At 63.5% G+C, this 19535-nt stretch carries 19 protein-coding genes; 9 read left to right on the forward strand and 10 right to left on the reverse strand.

All coding sequences use genetic code 11. From position 1 onward, the window contains the following. The first annotated feature begins 383 nt into the window (after positions 1-383). The 7 genes from M0639_RS18055 to M0639_RS18085 all read left to right on the forward strand — a co-directional run bounded on the left by M0639_RS18055 (position 384) and on the right by M0639_RS18085 (position 7625). The gene (locus M0639_RS18055) at positions 384-2114 is read left to right on the forward strand and encodes a nitrite/sulfite reductase (protein WP_042450188.1); all 1731 of its coding nucleotides are present in this window, start codon (positions 384-386) and stop codon (positions 2112-2114) included. After that, a complete protein-coding gene (locus tag M0639_RS18060; RefSeq protein ID WP_042924073.1) occupies positions 2111-2824 on the forward strand; it encodes a phosphoadenylyl-sulfate reductase in 714 nt (237 codons plus the stop codon). Before M0639_RS18055 ends, M0639_RS18060 begins: the two co-directional genes overlap by 4 nt. Then, entirely contained in the window at positions 2821-3756 is a 936-nt protein-coding gene (cysD, locus tag M0639_RS18065; protein WP_007731054.1) for a sulfate adenylyltransferase subunit CysD, read from the forward strand. The genes M0639_RS18060 and cysD overlap by 4 nt, the downstream gene beginning before the upstream one ends. After that, positions 3756-5042, forward strand: a complete 1287-nt coding sequence (locus M0639_RS18070) for a sulfate adenylyltransferase subunit 1 (protein WP_064074767.1) — start codon at positions 3756-3758, stop codon at positions 5040-5042. Before cysD ends, M0639_RS18070 begins: the two co-directional genes overlap by 1 nt. A gap of 4 nt (positions 5043-5046) precedes the next feature. After that, a complete protein-coding gene (locus tag M0639_RS18075) occupies positions 5047-5802 on the forward strand; it encodes a sirohydrochlorin chelatase (protein WP_058039405.1) in 756 nt (251 codons plus the stop codon). Between the two features lie 94 nt (positions 5803-5896). Continuing rightward, positions 5897-6673, forward strand: a complete 777-nt coding sequence (locus M0639_RS18080; RefSeq protein WP_054801921.1) for a DUF998 domain-containing protein — start codon at positions 5897-5899, stop codon at positions 6671-6673. Between the two features lie 55 nt (positions 6674-6728). Then, entirely contained in the window at positions 6729-7625 is an 897-nt protein-coding gene (locus tag M0639_RS18085) for a universal stress protein (RefSeq protein ID WP_003944544.1), read from the forward strand. Positions 7626-7750: 125 nt separating this feature from the next. Here the strand turns inward: M0639_RS18085 and M0639_RS18090 are convergent, their stop codons facing one another. The 6 genes from M0639_RS18090 to M0639_RS18110 form a co-directional block, all read right to left on the reverse strand. Then, a complete protein-coding gene (locus tag M0639_RS18090; RefSeq protein ID WP_007731046.1) occupies positions 7751-8800 on the reverse strand; it encodes a sulfate/molybdate ABC transporter ATP-binding protein in 1050 nt (349 codons plus the stop codon). Beyond that, positions 8797-9603, reverse strand: coding sequence for a sulfate ABC transporter permease subunit CysW (cysW, locus tag M0639_RS18095; RefSeq protein ID WP_003944503.1), 807 nt, complete (start codon positions 9601-9603; stop codon positions 8797-8799). Before cysW ends, M0639_RS18090 begins: the two co-directional genes overlap by 4 nt. Beyond that, complete coding sequence (cysT, locus tag M0639_RS18100; RefSeq protein WP_030536617.1) at positions 9600-10448, reverse strand: sulfate ABC transporter permease subunit CysT; 849 nt, start codon at positions 10446-10448, stop codon at positions 9600-9602. Before cysT ends, cysW begins: the two co-directional genes overlap by 4 nt. A gap of 7 nt (positions 10449-10455) precedes the next feature. Then, positions 10456-11487 carry a sulfate ABC transporter substrate-binding protein gene (locus tag M0639_RS18105; RefSeq protein ID WP_003944569.1) on the reverse strand — a complete coding sequence of 344 codons (1032 nt, stop codon included), beginning with the start codon at positions 11485-11487 and terminating at the stop codon, positions 10456-10458. A 196-nt stretch (positions 11488-11683) separates the two neighbouring features. Next, on the reverse strand, positions 11684-11773 hold the full coding sequence (locus M0639_RS35080; protein WP_309599318.1) for an Ms4533A family Cys-rich leader peptide: 90 nt from the start codon (positions 11771-11773) through the stop codon (positions 11684-11686). Between the two features lie 123 nt (positions 11774-11896). Beyond that, positions 11897-12103: a hypothetical protein gene (locus M0639_RS18110; RefSeq protein ID WP_007731042.1), complete on the reverse strand. Its 207-nt coding sequence runs from the start codon at positions 12101-12103 to the stop codon at positions 11897-11899. Positions 12104-12185: 82 nt separating this feature from the next. Here M0639_RS18110 and M0639_RS18115 point away from each other — a divergent pair, with 82 nt between their 5' ends. Continuing rightward, positions 12186-14144, forward strand: a complete 1959-nt coding sequence (locus tag M0639_RS18115; protein WP_003944557.1) for a glycoside hydrolase family 15 protein — start codon at positions 12186-12188, stop codon at positions 14142-14144. Between the two features lie 57 nt (positions 14145-14201). Here the strand turns inward: M0639_RS18115 and M0639_RS18120 are convergent, their stop codons facing one another. From M0639_RS18120 to lepA, 3 genes are all read right to left on the reverse strand, one after another. Then, positions 14202-15182, reverse strand: a complete 981-nt coding sequence (locus M0639_RS18120; protein WP_207624322.1) for an ABC transporter substrate-binding protein — start codon at positions 15180-15182, stop codon at positions 14202-14204. A gap of 80 nt (positions 15183-15262) precedes the next feature. Beyond that, on the reverse strand, positions 15263-16192 hold the full coding sequence (locus M0639_RS18125) for an NAD(P)H-dependent flavin oxidoreductase (RefSeq protein WP_208721920.1): 930 nt from the start codon (positions 16190-16192) through the stop codon (positions 15263-15265). Between the two features lie 6 nt (positions 16193-16198). After that, on the reverse strand, positions 16199-18091 hold the full coding sequence (lepA, locus tag M0639_RS18130; RefSeq protein ID WP_003944564.1) for a translation elongation factor 4: 1893 nt from the start codon (positions 18089-18091) through the stop codon (positions 16199-16201). A 72-nt stretch (positions 18092-18163) separates the two neighbouring features. On the opposite strand from lepA, the gene M0639_RS18135 reads away from it, so the two are divergent. Next, a complete protein-coding gene (locus tag M0639_RS18135; protein ID WP_064074804.1) occupies positions 18164-18697 on the forward strand; it encodes a type II toxin-antitoxin system PemK/MazF family toxin in 534 nt (177 codons plus the stop codon). Positions 18698-18727: 30 nt separating this feature from the next. On the opposite strand, the gene M0639_RS18140 is transcribed toward M0639_RS18135, so the two are convergent. Continuing rightward, a complete protein-coding gene (locus tag M0639_RS18140; protein WP_003944482.1) occupies positions 18728-19501 on the reverse strand; it encodes an aquaporin in 774 nt (257 codons plus the stop codon). Positions 19502-19535 lie beyond the last annotated feature (34 nt).

Genomic DNA, 19535 nt, shown 5'->3' on the forward strand with positions numbered 1-19535 from the left:
ATCGAGTTGACGTGGCACAATGGTCCGCATGACCGGACTCGGAGTGCGACTTGTGGCGCGTCGCCATGTCGACTTCAAGCGTGTGTGCAGCTCGTCGTGTCTGCACCTGTGTAGCTGTTGATCTTTCACTGATCTTCCAGCCTTTCCCGCTCATCTCCATCTGCTTCACCGAAACACTCTCTGCAGAGACATGCCTTTTCAGGGACGCAGCTTCTCCAGCTGTTCGTTTTCGTGAGCACACCTGCCGGCCGCGAGCTTTCCGAGACCGAGGACAGCCCCCTCGATTTCCGACACGGACCGGTGCGTCCCGATCAGACACCGCCACAGTTCATCGATAGTGCGTGCCGCGTGCCGATCAACCGCCCAGATCCAGGAGTTCATCGATGACGTCGACCACCGACGCCGCCACACCCGCCGATTCGGCAGCAGCTGCCGAAGCCCGGCCTGCACGCGCTGCGCGTCCCGCCAAGCGTCGCGCCGAAGGTCAGTGGGCCCTCGGTTACCGCGAGCCTCTCAACGCCAACGAGCAGGCCAAGAAGGACGACAACCCGCTCAACGTTCGGGCCCGCATCGAGAACATCTACTCCAAGCAGGGCTTCGACAGCATCGACAAGGGCGACCTTCGCGGCCGCTTCCGCTGGTGGGGTCTCTACACCCAGCGCGAAGAAGGCTACGACGGCACCTTCACCGGCGACGAGAACATCGACCTGCTCGAGGCCAAGTACTTCATGATGCGCGTGCGTTGCGACGCCGGCGCTCTGAACGTCGAGCAGCTGCGCACCATCGCCGGTATCTCGAAGGAATTCGGCCGGAACACCGCCGACCTGTCGGACCGTGAGAACGTTCAGTTCCACTGGATCGAAGTCGAGAACGTCCCGGAGATCTGGAAGCGCCTCGAAGCCGTCGGGCTCAAGACCACCGAAGCGTGCGGTGACTGCCCTCGCGTCGTCCTCGGTTCTCCCCTGGCCGGCGAATCGCTCGACGAGGTCCTCGATCCCACCCCGGCGATCGACGAGATCGTGCGCCGCTACATCGGCGACCCCAAGTACTCCAACCTGCCGCGCAAGTTCAAGACCGCCATCTCCGGCCAGCAGGATGTTGTTCACGAGATCAACGACATCGCCTTCATCGGCGTGAACCACCCCGAGCACGGCCCGGGCCTCGACCTCTGGGTCGGCGGCGGACTGTCCACCAACCCGATGCTGGCGCAGCGCGTCGGCGCCTGGATTCCGCTCGACGAGGTCCCCGATGTCTGGGAGGGCGTCGTCTCGATCTTCCGTGACTACGGCTACCGCCGTCTGCGCGCGAAGGCCAGGCTCAAGTTCCTCGTCAAGGACTGGGGTATCGAGAAGTTCCGCGAGGTTCTCGAGACCGAGTACCTGAAGCGTCCGCTCATCGACGGCCCCGCGCCCGAGAAGCCCAAGCGCCCGATCGATCACGTCGGTATCCAGAAGACCCGCAACGGCCACAACGCAGTCGGTTTCGCTCCGATCGCCGGCCGCGTCTCGGGAGACATCCTGGCTCAGGTCGCCGACGCCGCCGAGAAGGCCGGCAGCGACCGGATCCGCTTCACTCCGTACCAGAAGCTGATCATCCTCGACGTCGCCGACGAGACGCTCGAGCCGCTCATCGCCGATCTCGACGCGCTGGGTCTTCCCGCCCGTCCGTCGCACTGGCGCAAGAACCTGATGGCCTGCTCCGGCATCGAGTTCTGCAAGCTCTCGTTCGCCGAGACCCGCAAGCGTTCGCAGGTGCTCGTGCCCGAACTCGAACAGCGTCTTGCCGACATCAACAGCCAGCTCGACGTGCCGATCACCATCAACATCAACGGTTGCCCCAACTCCTGCGCTCGCTCGCAGATCGCCGACATCGGCTTCAAGGGCCAACTCGTCGACGACGGTGAGGGGAATCAAGTCGAGGGTTTCCAGGTTCATCTGGGAGGCAGCCTCGGATTCGACAGCGCCTTCGGACGCAAGCTGCGCCAGCACAAGGTCACCAGCGTCGAGATGGGTGACTACATCGACCGCGTCGTACGTCAGTTCGTCAAGAACCGCAACGAAGGTGAACGGTTCGCCGAATGGGCAGTGCGCGCAGACGAAGGAGATTTGCGATGACAGTGGACATTTCGCGAGCAACTGCCGACGAGCTTCGGTCCATCGCCGAGCGCGGTGCCGTAGAACTCGACGGAGCCAGCGCGCAGGAACTGTTGCAGTGGACCGAGGACACGTTCGGCGACTCGTACATTGTTGCGTCGAACATGCAGGATGGAGTGCTGGTTCACCTTGCCGCACAGGTGCATCCGGGCGTCGACGTACTCTTCCTCGACACCGGCTATCACTTCCCCGAAACCATCGGCACGCGTGACGCGGTCGAGCAGGTGTACGGCGTCAACGTCATCAACGCTCGTGCGCTGGCAAGCGTCGCCGAGCAGGATGTCGCCGAGGGCAAGGATCTGTTCGCCCGTGATCCCAACCGCTGCTGCGCACTACGCAAAGTCGCGCCGCTCAAGCAGACACTGTCCGGGTACAGCGCGTGGGTGACCGGCATCCGCCGCGTCGAAGCGCCCACCCGCGCCAACGCTCCCCTGATCTCCTTCGACGAAGCCTTCGGACTCGTGAAGATCAACCCGATCGCTCCCTGGTCGGACGAGGAGATGCAGAACTACATCGACACCAATTCCATCCTCGTCAATCCCCTTGTCGACGAGGGATATCCGTCCATCGGCTGCGCACCCTGCACCAGCAAGCCAGCCCCCGGCAGCGATCCGCGTAGCGGTCGTTGGGCCGGTGCCTCCAAGACAGAATGCGGGTTGCACGCATCATGACAGTTGACTTGACACCTTCACGGCCTCAGCTCGACGGCACACAGTTCGATACTCTCGACGCCCTCGAGTCCGAAGCGATCCACATCTTCCGAGAGGTAGCCGGCGAATTCGAACGCCCGGTCATTCTCTTCTCGGGCGGTAAGGATTCCACGGTGCTGCTGCATCTGGCGATCAAGGCCTTCTGGCCTGCGCCGTTGCCGTTCACCCTGCTGCATGTCGACACCGGCCACAACCTGCAGGAAGTCCTCGACTTCCGCGACCACGTGGTGGCCAAGTACAACCTGCGCCTGCACGTGGCCAGCGTCGAGGAGTACATCGCGGACGGTCGCCTCACCGAGCGTCCCGACGGTATCCGCAATCCTCTGCAGACCGTGCCGTTGCTGGACGCGATCTCGGAGAATCGCTTCGACGCCGTCTTCGGTGGCGCTCGCCGCGACGAGGAGCGGGCACGTGCCAAGGAGCGGATCTTCTCACTGCGCAACGCTTTCGGCCAGTGGGATCCCAAGAAGCAGCGCCCGGAGCTGTGGAACCTCTACAACGGTCGCCACTCCCCCGGCGAGCAGGTGCGCGTCTTCCCGCTCAGCAACTTCACCGAACTGGACATCTGGCGTTACATCGCTCGCGACAATGTCGAACTCGCCAGCATCTACTACGCCCACCAGCGTCCGGTGTACCAGCGCGACGGCATGTGGATGACCCCCGGAGTCTGGGGTGGGCCGGCTGACGGCGAAGAGCTGCAGACCCTTTCGGTGCGTTACCGCACCGTCGGCGACGGTTCGACCACCGGTGCTGTTCTCTCCGATGCGGCTGACAACGAAGCGATCCTCGCCGAGGTTGCGGCATCACGTTTGACCGAGCGCGGCGCGACCCGTGGCGACGACCGAGTTTCCGAAGCGGCCATGGAAGACCGCAAGCGAGAGGGCTACTTCTGATGAGCGATCTGCTCAGACTGGCAACTGCCGGCAGCGTCGACGACGGAAAGTCCACCCTCGTGGGCCGCCTGTTGTACGACACGAAATCCGTTCTCGCCGACCAGATCGACGCCGTGACCCGTGCGTCGGTGGACCGCGGTCTCGACACCCCTGACCTCTCGCTCCTGGTGGACGGACTGCGCGCCGAGCGTGAGCAGGGCATCACCATCGACGTGGCGTACCGCTACTTCGCGACCCCCAAGCGCACCTTCGTGCTCGCCGATACACCGGGCCACGTGCAGTACACCCGCAACACGGTCTCCGGTGCCTCGACGGCTCAGCTCGTGATCCTGCTGGTCGATGCTCGCAAGGGCGTCATCGCGCAGACTCGCAGGCACGCAGCGGTTCTCGCGTTGCTCGGTGTCCCGAAGCTCGTTCTCGCCGTGAACAAGATCGACCTCGTCGAGAACCCCGAAGAGGTCTTCACCTCGATCTCCGCCGAGTTCAACGAACTCACCAGCTCACTTGGCTGGGCAAGCGAAGACGTCGTCGAGATCCCGGTGTCGGCACTGCACGGTGACAACGTCGCCATCCGCTCCGACAAGACCCCGTACTACACCGGCCCCACGCTGATCGAGCACCTCGAGTCGATTCCGGTCGACGCCGAGCCACATCGCGTCGGTCTGCGTTTCCCGGTGCAGTACGTGATCCGCCCCCGCACCGCAGAGTTCCTCGACTACCGCGGCTACGCCGGTCAGGTCGCTGCCGGTTCCGTCGTGCCCGGCGACGAAGTGGTGATCCTGCCCTCGGGTACGCGCACCACCGTCACACGTATCGACACGGCCGACGGCGAACTGGACGTCGCCCACGCCGGACGCAGCGTCACGCTGATCCTGGCCGACGACGTCGACGTCTCTCGCGGCGACACCATCGCATCGCCGTCCGACGCACCCGAGCCGATCGGCGAATTCGACGCCACTGTCTGCTGGCTGGCCGAGAAGTCGCTGCGCCCCGGTGCACGTCTGCTGCTCAAGCACGGCACGCGAACGACGCAGGCCATCGTGGGCAGCTTGGTGGAACGCTTCAACGAGCAGGACCTCACCACGGATCAGGGCCCGGACACTCTCGAGCTCAACGAGATCGGCAAGATCTCCATCCGGGTGGCCGAGCCGATCGTGGCTGACGACTACGCCGTCAACCGCCACACCGGCAGCTTCCTGCTGATCGATCCCGCTGGTGGAAACACTCTCGCAGCCGGCCTGGTGGGCGACGTCATTTCCGCTGTCGAATTGGGCGACCGCGTCTAAGTCGATGGTTCCGCTCATCGCTGTTGCGCACGGCAGCCGTGACCCCCGTTCTGCTCGGGTGATCGCGGCTGCTGTGGCAGCTCTTCGTGAAGTCCGGCCAGACCTCGATGTCCGGCTGGCGTTCCTCGACCTCAATGCACCGTCCATCGATCAGGTCCTGGACGGAGTTGCACACGACGGCCACACTCACGCCGTTGTTGTTCCGATGCTGCTGGGCAATGCCTTCCACGCCCGGGTAGATCTGCCCGGACTCTTGGCCGCTGCCGCGACACGCCACCCCCAGTTGACCGTGTTCCAAGCAGACGTACTGGGTCGCGATGCTCGGCTGATCGAGGCAGTACGCGAGCGAATTCTCGAAGTGGGTGCCCGGCCGGACGATCCGTCGGTCGGTGTCGCTCTTGCGGCAGTCGGCTCGTCCGATGCGCGCGCCAATGCCGCGACCGCAGAATTGGCGTCCACTCTCCTCGGCGGAACCAACTGGTCGGGCGTTCGAATCTGTTTCGCGACATCCGCGGAACCGACAGTTGCCCAGGCGATCTCCGCACTCGAACAGGACGGCGCCGAACGTGTTGTCGTCGCACCGTGGTTCTTGGCTCCCGGCCTACTGACCGATCGACTCAGCGCTGCCGCAGCAACTGCATGTCCGCGCGCGCGTTTCGCCGACACGATCGGTGGGCACTCTCTACTGATCGAAACGATGATCGACCGTTACCGACAAGTCGCTGATGCACTACCCGGCCGTCTGGTCCGCTCCGCCTGATCCGGTTTCACAGGCCGTTATCAGATTGTTACCGTAGTGTTGGATCTGTCCAGCTCGCGAAGGTACCTCCTTCGCCTGCGAAACAGATCTTTGGGTGCAATCCCCTCAGAGCGCCGCGAGAGGGAACACCATCACTCACAATCTTCGCCTCGGCACAGCCGGCATCGCATGGGTCCTGTCGGTGCTCTACCTGCTTGTCGAAATCTTCACAGCCGGAGCATGGAAGACGCCGTACAGCTTCGCGCGCGACTCCATCAGTTCGCTGGGCGTGACGACATGCAGCGTGGATTCATGTTCGCCGATGCACGACGTGATGAACGCGGCCTTCATGATCCTCGGTGCGCTCACCATCCTCGGTGCGGCCTTGCTGCACAAGTACATTCCGGACGGTCGTGCGAAGAAGTGGATTCTCGGTCTTGCCGTCGTCGTTGCATTGAGCACCGCGGCCACCGGCCTCTTCCCGGCGAACGACGGGACCTTCGTTCATTGGACCGCCGTACTTCCCGGCTTCGTCGCACGTCATGCCGTTCTCGTCCTCATGGCAATTCAATTCTGGAAGCACAGCAAATGGATCGCAGTGTGGTCAGGGCTGTGCGCGGCCACCGGAATCGTCGGCGCCGTACTGCTTCTCGGACGAACCCTGACCTTCGGCCTTGGTGAACGCCTGACGCTGTACCCGCTGCCTATGTGGATGGCCGTCACCGGCGTCGCGGCCCTGCTCGCGTTGATGCGCCGAACCGTGTTGAAGAACGTGGAACTGACACTGCCCGGTAACGGATTCATCACCGCTCTGTTGTCGTTGCGCCCGCGTCGATCTCGCGCGGCAGTGCCCACCGACGTTCTCGCACCACGGGAGCTGACCGGTTTGTAGCGAACCGGGGGTGAGCAGGGACACACTGGTAAGGAGGCGACGCGAGGAGACTTCCATGACCAGTGCATCTGTTCGACACGGAATCGTGGCCGGTATCGACGGCTCGGCAAGCGCGGTCAACGCCGCGAGGTGGGCAGCTTCGGCTGCAAAGAGATTCGACGAACCACTTCGCCTGACCCACGTGCTGCCAGGACAACCCGAGTCCGGTGGCGGTACCAACGTCACCGACGAAGAGATGTTCGACCACCACCTTCGCGTCGAGGGTGCAAAACTGCTCGACGAGGCTGAGGACGCCATCCGCGATGATCACACCGACGTCACCGTCGAACGTGGCCTCGTGACCGGTACTCCCGCAACCACACTCGTCGAACTCTCGAAGTCGGCTCGCATCGTTGCACTGGGTCAGGCCGGCACCAGCGAAATGCAGTCCGTGTTTCTCGGATCCGACACCATTCGGGTGGTCAACCGCGCGCACTGTCCCGTGGCCGTATTCCGCGGTACGGGTGATCACGCGATGGCCGACACCAGGCCCATCGTCGTCGGCGTCGACGGGAGCAAGCTCAGCGAACTCGCCGTCGCGCATGCCTTCGAATTTGCCGCGTTCCTCGGCGCACCTTTGGTTGCGGTCCACACGTGGAACGAGCACGCCTCGCTGGGCGGGTATTCCGAAGCCAGGCGCTTCGTCGACTGGGGACCGTACGAACAGCATGAGCATGCACTGCTGTCCGAGTGCCTCGCCGGCTGGACGGAGAAGTACCCCGATGTCGAAGTCACCCGCAGTGTCCAGCGCAGCGGACCGATGAAGGCACTGCTCGAGCACTCGGCGGAAGCGCAACTCGTAGTCGTCGGTAGCCACGGCCGCAGCCCGTTCATGGCGTCGATAGTCGGATCGACCAGTCAGAGCCTCATCCACCACGCCCAGTGCCCGGTCCTCGTCTGCCGAGAGGGCTGAACTCGTCTCGCTGTTGCCCGACCCCCACCTCTGAGCGAACGGCACTTTCGGCGCCATCAGGAGTCCGAAAGTGCCGTTCGCTCAAACAGGAGTGGGGGTACAACAGGTCGAACAGGGCGAGCGGGTCATACCTGGCCGACCACGCTCACCGTGACCGGCTCCTGCACCGGCGTCGACACCGGGGTCTCCGGCAGATCCGGCACCCGGGTAGCACGCGCGTACACCGTCTCCCCCGCCTCGAGGTGCAGCGCTGCACTGTCACCGCGCGTGACCTGAGCCGAGAAGAGCTCGCCGGTTGCCTCGTTGCGCAGGTCCACTCGAACCTCGAAGCCGAGGTACACGACGCGCTCGACTGTTGCGCGTGTGACGCCGAGCGACTCGGCCGTTCCGGATTCCTGCGCGAGAGCCATGCTCGGATCGCGGCCGAGGCGGATGTCGTGCGGACGGACCAACTGCCCGTTGAGCTTCGCGACGGATCCGAGGAAGGACATCACGAAGTCGTTGGACGGGCGGTCGTACAGGTCGGCAGGTTCACCGATCTGCTCGATCCGCCCCTTGTTCAGCACCGCGATGCGGTCGGCGACGTCGAGAGCCTCTTCCTGGTCGTGGGTGACCAGGACGGTGGTGACGTGCACCTCGTCGTGCAGGCGACGCAACCACGTGCGCAGGTCGGCACGCACCTTCGCGTCGAGCGCGCCGAAGGGCTCGTCGAGCAGGAGCACCTGTGGATCCACAGCCAGAGCGCGCGCCAACGCCATGCGCTGACGCTGACCGCCGGAGAGCTGCGCGGGGTACCGATGCTGAAACCCGTCGAGACCGACGATCCCCAGTAGTTCGTTGACCTTCTTCTCGATCTCCGGCTTCGGGCGCTTGCGGATCTTGAGCCCGAACGCCACGTTGTCCCGCACGGTCATGTGCTTGAACGCCGCGTAGTGCTGGAACACGAAACCGATGTCACGCTTCTGCGGCGAGACGCCGGTGACGTCCTTGCCTGCGATGGTGATGGTTCCCGAATCGAGTTCTTCGAGCCCTGCGATCGAACGCAGCAACGTCGACTTTCCCGAGCCACTGGGCCCGAGCAATGCCGTCAACGAACCCGAGGGAATGTTGACCGTCACGTCGTCGAGCGCCGCGAAATCACCGTAGTTCTTGCGGGCCCCGGTCACTGTGATCATGTGGTGCTCCTCTTACGGTCCAGCAGCGTCATCAGCAACAGGACAATGATGGCGATGCCCATCAGCAGCGTTGCCGCCGAATACGCACCAAAGGTGTTGTGGTCGTCGATGTATCGCGAGTGCACCAGCAATGTCAGTGTCTGGGATACCCCCGGGAAGCCGGAAGAGACCATGATGACTGCGCCGAATTCACCGAGCGAACGCGCCACCGTCAACACGATTCCGTACGTCAGGCCCCAACGGATCGCGGGCAAGGTGATCCGCCAGAACGTCTGCCAGCCCGAGGCACCGAGCGTCGCGGCTGCTTGTTCCTGCTCGTCGCCGATCTCGTGAAGTACGGGTTCGACTTCCCGGACGACGAAGGGCAGCGTCACGAAAATCGTCGCGATCACCATGCCTGGCAACCCGAAGATGACTTTGAACCCCAACGATTCGATGCCGCCGAACCAACCGTTGGCACCCCACAGGAGAATCAACGACACACCGACGACGACGGGCGAGACCGCGAAGGGCAGGTCGACCACCGACTGCAGAACTCCGCGGCCCGGGAAACGCCCACGCACGAGTGCCAGAGCCGTGACGACACCGAACACCACGTTGATCGGAACCACGATCGCCACGATGATCAGCGAAAGATTCAGCGCGGAAATCGCTGCCGGTGTCGTGATCGATTCGAGAAACGGGCCGATTCCGTTCTCGAACGTTCGCGTCAGGATCACACCGATCGGCACGACCAGCAACACGAACAGGTAGACGAGAGCGATGGTCCGCAGACCGATCTTCGATCCTCTGGACACGTTCATCGGGAACTCTCCTCACGTCGCTGTCCCCGCGAGGCGAAGATTCGCAGGACGAACAGCGTCACGAATGCGATGGCCAGCAACGCTACCGAGACGGCAGCGGCGTTGGTCGGACGATCGATCTCGATCTGCTGCTGAATGTACTGCGACGTCATCTGTGTCACGCGTGGGATGTTGCCGCCGATCAGAACGACCGAGCCGTATTCACCGATCGCTCTGGCGAACGCGAGGCCCGCACCGGAGATGACGGCAGGCGCCAACGTCGGGAGAACAACCGAGCGAAAGATCGTCCAGTTGGAAGCTCCCAACGACGCAGCGGCTTCCTCGACTTCGCGGTCGACCTCCATCAGCACCGGCTGCACGGAACGGACGACGAACGGCAAGGTCACGAAGGCCAATGCCACGATCAGTCCGGGCTGAGTTGCATTGAGATGGATGTCGATCGGTGACTGCGGGCCGTAGAGGGACAGCAGCACGATCGATGCCACGATGGTCGGTAGCGCGAACGGCAGATCGATCATCGAGTTGACGATGCGCTTGCCCGGGAAGTCGTCCCGGACCAGCACCCACGCGATGATCGTGCCCATCACGACGTTGATCAATGCCACGATCACCGAGACCAACAACGTCACGCGCAACGACGCCAAGGCGACGGGTGCGGTGACGGCGTCCCAGAATCCGGAGATCCCCTCGTCGAACGCGGTGGCGGTCAACGCGGCGAGCGGAAGCAGAACGATGACGGAGAGCCACAGGGTGGCCACTCCGATTCCGAGCGGCCCCACACTCCCCGTGACCCGCGCGAGTTTTCGCCGACGAGCCACGGGGGTGGGGTCAATAGTGTCAGTCACGTCAGTCTTACTTGGTCGCGTTGTCGTAGATCACTGCGATCGAACCGGTGTCCTTGGTGAACAGAGCACTGTCCACGGCCTTCCAGCCGCCGAGGTCTGCAATGGTCCACAGCTTGGTCGGCTCGGGGAACTTGTCGGTGAACTTGGCAGCGACGGCGGGATCCACGGGACGGAATCCTGCTTCGGCCCAGAGCGTCTGACCCTCGGTCGTGTACAGGTAGTCCTTGAACGCGGTCGCCTTGTCGAGGACCTTGCTGTTCGAGATCACGGCAACGGGGTTCTCGATCTTGAAGGTCGTGGGCGGGGTGACGTGCTCGACCGGGTCGCCGTTGCCTTCGATGAACAGTGCCTCGTTCTCGTAACTGATCAGAACGTCACCGCTACCCTGCAGGAAGGCTTCCGAAGCCTCGCGTCCCGACTTGGGCTGGATCTTGACGTGGTCGTTGACCAAGGCGGTGACGTAGTCGAGACCCGCCTGCGGGTTCTTGCCACCGTCGCTCTTGGCGGCGTACGGCGCCAAGAGGTTCCACTTGGCCGAGCCGGAGCTGAACGGGTTCGGCGTGACGACCTCGAGGCCGGGCTGAAGCAGGTCGTCCCAGTCCTTGATGCCCTTCGGGTTGCCCGGACGCGTCACGATGGTGACTACCGATCCGAACGGAATTCCGTTGTAGGCGTCCTGGTTCCAGTTCTGATCTACCAGACCGGCATCGACCAGACGGGTGATGTCGGGCTCGACGGAGAAGTTGACGAAGTCTGCCTCGGCACCGTCCTTCACCTTGCGCGACTGGTCGCCCGAGGCGCCGTAGGAAGGATTGAAGTTGACGTTCTTGCCCTCGTCGGTCGCCTGGAAGGCTGCGGTGAGCTTGTCGAAGCCAGGCTTCGGCACGGCGTAGGCGAACAGGTTGATCGTGCCGGCGCTACCGTCGCTGGCGGCGCTGTCACCACCCACGGTGTCGCTCGAGCCACCACTGCACGCTGTGAGTACCACGGCCCCCATGGTCGCGATAGCAGTGAGAAGTGTGCGGGAACGGCGTTTCATTGCAGATACCTTCCTGAAAGGACTGACAAACGAGGGTTGGTCAAACGACAAGTCCGAGACCTCTGGGGCTGATTCCATCGGGATGTTCAGACATGGAGAGCCGACGGGCGATGAGCCCTGAATCGGGGGCGCGAGTTACGCGCAGAGAAGTTCGAGTGGGGTGCGCAGCACCACCGGAGAGGTCGAACTCAGGAAATCAACAACAGGCGACGTCAGCGACGTCGAGCATGCCGACAGCAATCAACGCCAACTGGTGGCGGATTACGGGAGCTGTTGCTTCGGACACGCGGTGGACTTTAGCAGAGCACCGGCGCCCGCTCTAATCGGGAGAACTAACGGGTGAGAAGCCACGCGACGATCACGAGGAGAATCAGGGCTATCAGGGCGAGAGTGACCCGTGAGCGGGGCATCAGCTTTCCTCTACTTCTCGAGAATTCCTACGCAACCAGCCGAAGAGCGGCAGAGCGAGAACGGCGGCCAACACGCGATCCAGACCGATGGCCACCAGGCGGCACAGCGGAACGACGACGATCAGGACCAACGCGACCTGCGGGATGAACGGGAGCCCCGCCATCCACAGCTCGAAGCTGTCCCACCAATCCGCAATCCGATCCACGCCAACACCCTATCCTTCGGACGATACGGTCCCGACAGCGTGTGGATTGGACGTGTGCCGATTCTGGCCGGATGATGGCCGAATGAGTGCTGACGACGAAGTGGTGCAGACGATTCCTCCCGCCTCCACGGGTCACCATCGAAGCAACTTTCCCCCGATCGACGACTATGCGTTTCTTTCCGATTGCGAAACCTCGTGCCTGATTGCCCGTAACGGATCTGTCGAGTGGATGTGCGTTCCCCGCCCGGACTCCCCCAGCGTGTTCGGTGCCATCCTCGACCGCAGCGCAGGCCATTTCCGTATCGGCCCCTACGGCCAGAACGTGCCGGCCGCTCGGCGCTATCTGCCGGGTGGACTCATTCTCGAGACCACCTGGCAGACCGAGACCGGCTGGCTCGTCGTCCGCGACGCCCTGGTTCTCGGTCCCTGGCACAACGTCGACAAGCGATCGAACACGCACAAGCGCACACCGACCGACTGGGATGCCGAACACACCCTTCTCCGTACGGTCAAATGCGTCAGCGGCACCGTCGAACTCGAGATGAGCTGTGAGCCCGCGTTCGACTATCACCGTGGCACGGCGAATTGGGAGTACACCGGAAAGGTCTACGAGGAAGCAACGGCAACGTGTCGCTCCGCCAAGCCCGGAGACCATCCCACTCTGCGCTTGACCACCGACCTACGACTGGGTCTGGAAGGTCGTGAAGCACGAGCGCGGACGCGACTGGTCGAAGGCGACAACGTGTACGTCGCGCTCTCGTGGTCGGATCTTCCCGCGCCGCAGACGTTCGACGAGGCCGCCGACAAGATGTGGCAGACGTCCAAGTCCTGGCGTGAGTGGGTGACGATCGGCAAGTTCCCCGATCACCCGTGGCGCGGATACCTACAGCGCAGTGCGCTCACACTCAAGGGGCTCACCTACGCACCGACCGGAGCCCTACTCGCGGCTTCGACGACCTCGCTACCGGAAACACCAGGCGGAGAACGCAACTGGGACTATCGCTACGCGTGGGTTCGCGATTCCACCTTCGCGCTGTGGGGCCTCTACACGCTCGGGTTGGACCGTGAGGCCAACGACTTCTTCAACTTCATCTACGACGTGTCGAGTTCGGACAACGGTCAGCCGCATCCTTTGCAGGTGATGTACGGCATCGGCGGCGAGCGCACGCTCGAGGAATCCGAACTCAACCATCTGTCCGGCTACGACGGCGCCCGTCCGGTGCGTATCGGCAACGGGGCGTTCGATCAACAGCAGCACGACATCTGGGGCACCATGCTCGACTCGGTGTACCTCCACATCCGTACCCGCGAGCGCGTCCCCGAGGCGTTGTGGCCGCTGCTCAAGAAGCAGGTCGAGGAAGCGATCAAGCATTGGCGCCAGCCCGACCGCGGGATCTGGGAGGTGCGCGGTGAACCGCAGCACTTCACGTCGTCGAAGATCATGTGCTGGGTCGCTCTCGATCGCGGCGCCAAGCTGGCAGAGATGCAGGGCGAGAAGAGCTTTGCACAGCAATGGACAGCCATCGCGGACGAGATCAAGGCCGACATCCTCGCGCACGGTGTCGACTCGCGCGGAGTTCTGACGCAGCGGTACGGCCACGATTCACTCGACGCGTCGCTCTTGTTGGCACCGCTGCTGCGCTTCCTGCCGGCCGACGATCCGCGCATCCGGGCGACGGTGCTGGCGATCGCCGACGAGCTCACCGAAGAGGGGTTGGTCCTGCGCTATCGCGTCGACACCACCGACGACGGATTGAGCGGAGAAGAGGGCACGTTCACCATCTGCTCCTTCTGGCTCGTCTCCGCCCTCGTCGAGATCGGCGAACTGGATCGGGCAAAGCATCTCTGCGAGCGTCTGCTCGGGTTCGCGAGCCCGCTCAAGCTGTACGCGGAGGAGATCGACGCGCACACCGGTCGCCATCTGGGTAACTTCCCGCAGGCGTTCACACACCTGGCGCTGATCAACGCCGTGGTCCACGTGATCCGCGCCGAGGAAGCTGCCGAAGCCGGAGCTTTCCAGCCCGCGCACAACGCGACCTAGACCCCCTGCTGTGCGCCTTTATTAACCGCCCGCGGTTAATAAAGGCGCACAGCAGGTCTAGCCGGCCACCGCTTCGAGCTGCGGCGTGATCGATTCGAGCGAGTACTTCAGCGACAGCGACGACGGAGTGTTCAGGCCGGCAACAGTCGGATAGTCGACGATGGCCAATCCGCCACCCTTGACTGCAGGCAGGTCGGCAAACCCCGGCAGCTTCATCATGTCGTCGAGCGACCCGCCGTTGGGCAGCAGCACCACGACGTCGGCGCTGAGAGCGTCGACCCGTTCCGGGCTGAGTATCAGCCGGCCACCGGTCACACCGGCCTCGTCGACCAGCTTGGGCGGCAACGACATTCCCAGACGCGTGAACAGTCCCGAAGCACCGTCCTTGGGATCAGCGACGATCACCAACTGCGACGTCGGGAAGACGTACTGCGACAAAAGAGCGGTCTTACCCTTCAGCCCCGGCAACCGCTGTGCGAGCGCATCGATCTGCCCGTTTGTCGCCTCGACGATCTCGTCGGCTCGCGACTCCTTGTCGAGAACCCGGCCGAGAATCTCCACCTGGTCCTGCCACGGATCGACCTGGACGTCGGACAGACCGGCAATTGTCGGAGCGATCTTGCTCAACTGGTCGAAATCGTCCTGATCGGCGACGGAGAACCCGCCGAGAATCAGATCGGGATCCAAGGCTGCAATTTCTTCAGCTTTGAGCGGGACACCGAACTGCTGGATCGCCGAGCGATCGAGTTCCTTCGCCGACGCGTCCACGCCACTCTCCCACGGGAACAGACCACGCTCGTCGCCCATCGGGCCGGCAGCCAGGTACCCCACCGGCTGGATTCCGAGTTCGAGCAGAGCGTCGAGCCACTGGGTGTCGGCCGCGACGATGCGCGTCGGCGTCCCGGTGATCGTGGTGGCGCCGAACTTGTGGTCGATCGTGGTGACCCGACCGCCCGCGATCTCGTCGGCGTCCGAGGACGAACATCCGCTGATACCTACGACCAGCGCTCCCAAGAGAGCCACCGCCGAAAACTTCATCGCACGCACGAAAATACTCCTCCACTAGTTAGCAGAGGCTTACCTTCTCATATGGGATCCGGCTGTGTCCGACCTTGCTTTCAGGCGAAACGAGAGAGCAGACGCTCCGCATCGGCGCCGATGCGTCGAACCACGTCGCCGGCCGGATGGGTTCCGTGTACGAGTCCGACAGCTTCTCCGGCGTAGACGACTCCGCTGTGGGGATCCGACGGGTCGTACGCCTTTGCCAGCATTTCCTCATCGGCGTCGACTCCGTGCCAGGCGGCAGTGAACTCGTTGGCCACCGCGCGGCCACCCCACCGCTGCGGCCACGGTTGACTGCGCGCTCGGTCGAACACCGAGGTGTAAATCGTGTCGGCACTTCCGGCTTCGACGACGCGGTCGCGGGCATAGTCCGGCCCGACCGTCTCCGGGCTGGCGAGCAGCGCCGTTCCGATCATCACGCCTTCCCCGCCGGCTGCCAGGACTGCGGCCAAACCGCGGCCGGTCCCGATTCCGCCGGCCGCCAGTACTGGAAGTGATGTCGTTTCGAGGATCTCCTGCAGCAGCGGCAAGGTTCCGATTCGGCCCGTGTGACCGCCTGCCTCACCGCCTTGCGCGATCACGCCGTCGACACCCGCGGCCTCGACAATGCGAAGGTCTTCGAGCGTATTGATCTGTGACACAACGGGAATGCCCGCATCGTGGATTCGTCCGACATACGAGGCGGGATCACCGAACGACAAGGTGATCATGGTCGGCTCGACGGCAATCGCGGCGTCGAGCATCAACTCGTTCTCGGGCAGCGACCACGTCATCAGGCCGACGCCGAACTTTCCGCCGATCGAGCGGGCCACCTCGGCTTCGGCCTCGATCCACTCCGGTGTGTTGTACCGGGCCGCGCCAAGCAGACCCAACCCGCCGGCCGCCGATACAGCTCCGGCGAGCGCGCCGCCCGCGCGACCACCCATGGGCGCCCCGAGAACCGGGATTTCGACTCCGAACTCTCGGGACAACCAGGTGGTGACCATGCGCTCCTACTTCTTGGGCTTCTCGCCGACCGATTCCGACGTCAGGGCCGCCACGAATGCTTCCTGCGGCACCTCGACGCGACCGATGGTCTTCATGCGCTTCTTGCCTTCCTTCTGCTTCTCGAGCAGCTTGCGCTTACGGCTGATGTCGCCGCCGTAGCACTTGGCAAGAACGTCCTTGCGGATTGCGCGAATGTTCTCGCGCGAGATGATCTTCGCGCCGATCGCGGCCTGGATCGGAACCTCGAACTGCTGGCGAGGAATCAGCTCACGAAGCTTCGACGTCATGCGTCCGCCGTAAGCGCCGGCGTTGGAACGGTGCACGATCGAGGAGAACGCGTCGACGGCCTCGCCCTGCAGCAGGATGTCGACCTTCACCAGGTCGGCCTGCTGCTCACCTGCCTCCTCGTAATCGAGGCTGGCATAACCCTTGGTGCGGGACTTGAGGGCGTCGAAGAAGTCGAACATGATCTCGCCCATAGGCAGTTCGTAGCGGAGTTCGACGCGAGTCTCGGAGAGGTAGTCCATGCCGCCGAGCTCACCGCGACGGGACTGGCACAGCTCCATGATGGCGCCGACGTATTCACTCGGGGCGATGACGGTGCACTTGGCGACGGGCTCGTAGACCTCGCGAACCTTGCCTTCCGGCCAGTACGACGGGTTGGTGACGATGACCTCGGCCCCGTCCTCCATCACGACGCGGTAGACGACGTTGGGCGCGGTGGAAATCAGTTCGAGGCCGAACTCACGCTCGAGGCGGTCGCGGGTGATCTCCATGTGGAGCAGGCCGAGGAAGCCGCAGCGGAAGCCGAATCCGAGGGCAACCGACGTCTCGGGTTCATACGCCAGGGCCGCGTCGTTGAGACGGAGCTTGTCGAGGGCATCGCGCAGCACGGGGTAGTCCGAGCCGTCCATCGGGTAGAGGCCCGAGTAGACCATCGGCTTGGGATCGCGGTAGCCGACCAGCGGTTCGGTCGCGCCGTTGCGGGTGGTGGTGACGGTGTCACCGACGCGCGACTGACGGACATCCTTCACACCGGTGATGAGGTAGCCCACCTCGCCGACGCCCAGACCGATACTGGCCTTCGGCTCGGGGGAAATGATGCCGACCTCGAGCAGTTCGTGTGTAGTGCCCGTGGACATCATCGTGATCTTCTCGCGGGGACGGATCCGACCGTCGACCACACGCACGTAAGTGACCACGCCGCGGTAGGCGTCGTAGACGGAGTCGAAGATCATCGCGCGGGCGGGACCGTCAGCATCGCCGACAGGCGCAGGTACCTGCTTGATCACCTCGTCGAGCAGTTCCTTGACGCCCATACCGGTCTTACCCGAGACGCGCAGGACATCACCGGGCTCGCAGCCCGTGATGTGCGCGATCTCTTCGGCATAGCGGTCGGGATCCGCGGCCGGGAGGTCGATCTTGTTGAGGACGGGAATGATCTTGAGATCCTTCTCCATCGCCAGGTAGAGGTTCGCCAGCGTCTGAGCTTCGATGCCCTGAGCAGCATCGACCAGCAGAATTGCGCCCTCGCATGCTTCGAGCGCACGGGAGACCTCGTACGTGAAGTCGACGTGGCCGGGAGTGTCGATGAGGTGGAGGACGAACTCTTCGCCGTCGACGGTCCAGGGCAGACGAACGTTCTGAGCCTTGATGGTGATGCCGCGTTCACGCTCGATGTCCATGCGGTCCAGGTACTGCGCACGCATCGCCCGCTCTTCGACCACACCGGTGAGCTGAAGCATGCGATCTGCCAGCGTCGACTTACCGTGGTCGATGTGCGCGATGATGCAGAAGTTCCGGATCTGCGCAGGATCCGTGAACGTCTTGTCGGCGAAGCTGCTGATGGGAGACCCCTTAGTCGGACCGGCACCGGCCCGGATCCGGGCCACTGTCAACCCTCAGGATATCCAAGTCTCGGCGCCGCCGTACCAGGGGTTCCCACGGGCGGGTGATTATGCTCGAACGCTATGGCAAGCATGTGGAAGCAGATCGGCAGAACCCTCGGCGCCCTCGCGGTGGAGAAGGGGCCCGCGTTGCTGCGCCAGTTGCAGTCGTCCACGTCCCAGTCGTCTGCCTCGAAGCCGGGTCCGTCCGGCCGCCCGATCGCCGCGCGAACGTCTCCGACCGCACATCGCGCCCGCAAGGTCGAGTACTCCCCCGACCTCGACGGCAAGGCCGATCCGGGCGAAATCGTCTGGACCTGGGTTGCCTACGAGGAGGATCCGACCCAGGGCAAAGACCGCCCGGTGCTGGTTGTCGGCCGCGACGGCGACACGCTGCTCGGCCTGATGTTGTCTTCGCAGAGTAAACGCGAGGGTGAGCACGATTGGCTCGCAATCGGTTCGGGTCCATGGGACGGCGAGGGAAGGCCCAGCTGGGTCCGGCTCGACCGGGTGCTCGACGTTCCCGAGAGCGGGATCCGGCGCGAGGGCGCCGTCATGGATCACAAGAAGTTCGACGCGGTCGCGGCAAAACTTCGGGCCGACTTCAGCTGGAGCTGAAGCCGACCCGGACGATGGAAACAGTGTCGATCAGCTGTCCATACGGTTGAACCGTCCGAAGAGTGCTCGATAGATGAGTGCACCGAGCGCACCGCCGATGAGCGGGAACACGATGAACAACCACACCTGACCGAGTGCACCGTCCTGGAACGGTGCGACAGCGAGGCTTCGAGCGGGGTTGACGGAGGTGTTGTCGATCGGGATCGAGATCAGGTGAATGACGGCCAGGGTGAAGCCGATGGACACCCCGGCGAGCGGCACGTCGGAGATCTGGTCGGTCGACGCGAGAACGACGAATACCAGCAGTGCTGTCAGCAGGATCTCGATGATCATGGCGGCACCGATGCCGTAGCCGTCGGAAACCACGTTTCCGAGAAGATTCTTCTCGGCAGACGGACTGTGTGCGCCCCAACCGTTTGCGCCCAAACCGTCAGCAGCACGGTTGTAAGCCGGGAGACTGTTGGCCACCGTGTAGATCACGACGCCTGCGACCAAGCCGCCGATCACTTGCGCGACAACGTAAATCGCCGCATTGACGGCTGAGATTCGCCCGATCACGAATTGGCCGAGAGTCACGGCTGGGTTGACGTGGCAACCGGAAATCGGTCCGATCGCATATACGAGGAACAGCAGGGTCAGGCCGAATGCGAAGGCAACTCCGAGATTGCCGACTTTCGCACCTGCAAAGACGGCAGTTCCGACTGCGGAGAACACGAGCACAAATGTTCCCACCGCTTCGGCCGCATACTTCTTCACATCCGAGATCGGTTCGATCTCAGTCAATTCCTGTGCAGTTGGAGACATATTCCCACCTTCTTCTCATCGAACGGTAGTAATG

Origin of the sequence: Rhodococcus qingshengii JCM 15477 (genome assembly GCF_023221595.1) — a bacterium.
GTDB classification, from domain to species: domain Bacteria; phylum Actinomycetota; class Actinomycetes; order Mycobacteriales; family Mycobacteriaceae; genus Rhodococcus_F; species Rhodococcus_F qingshengii.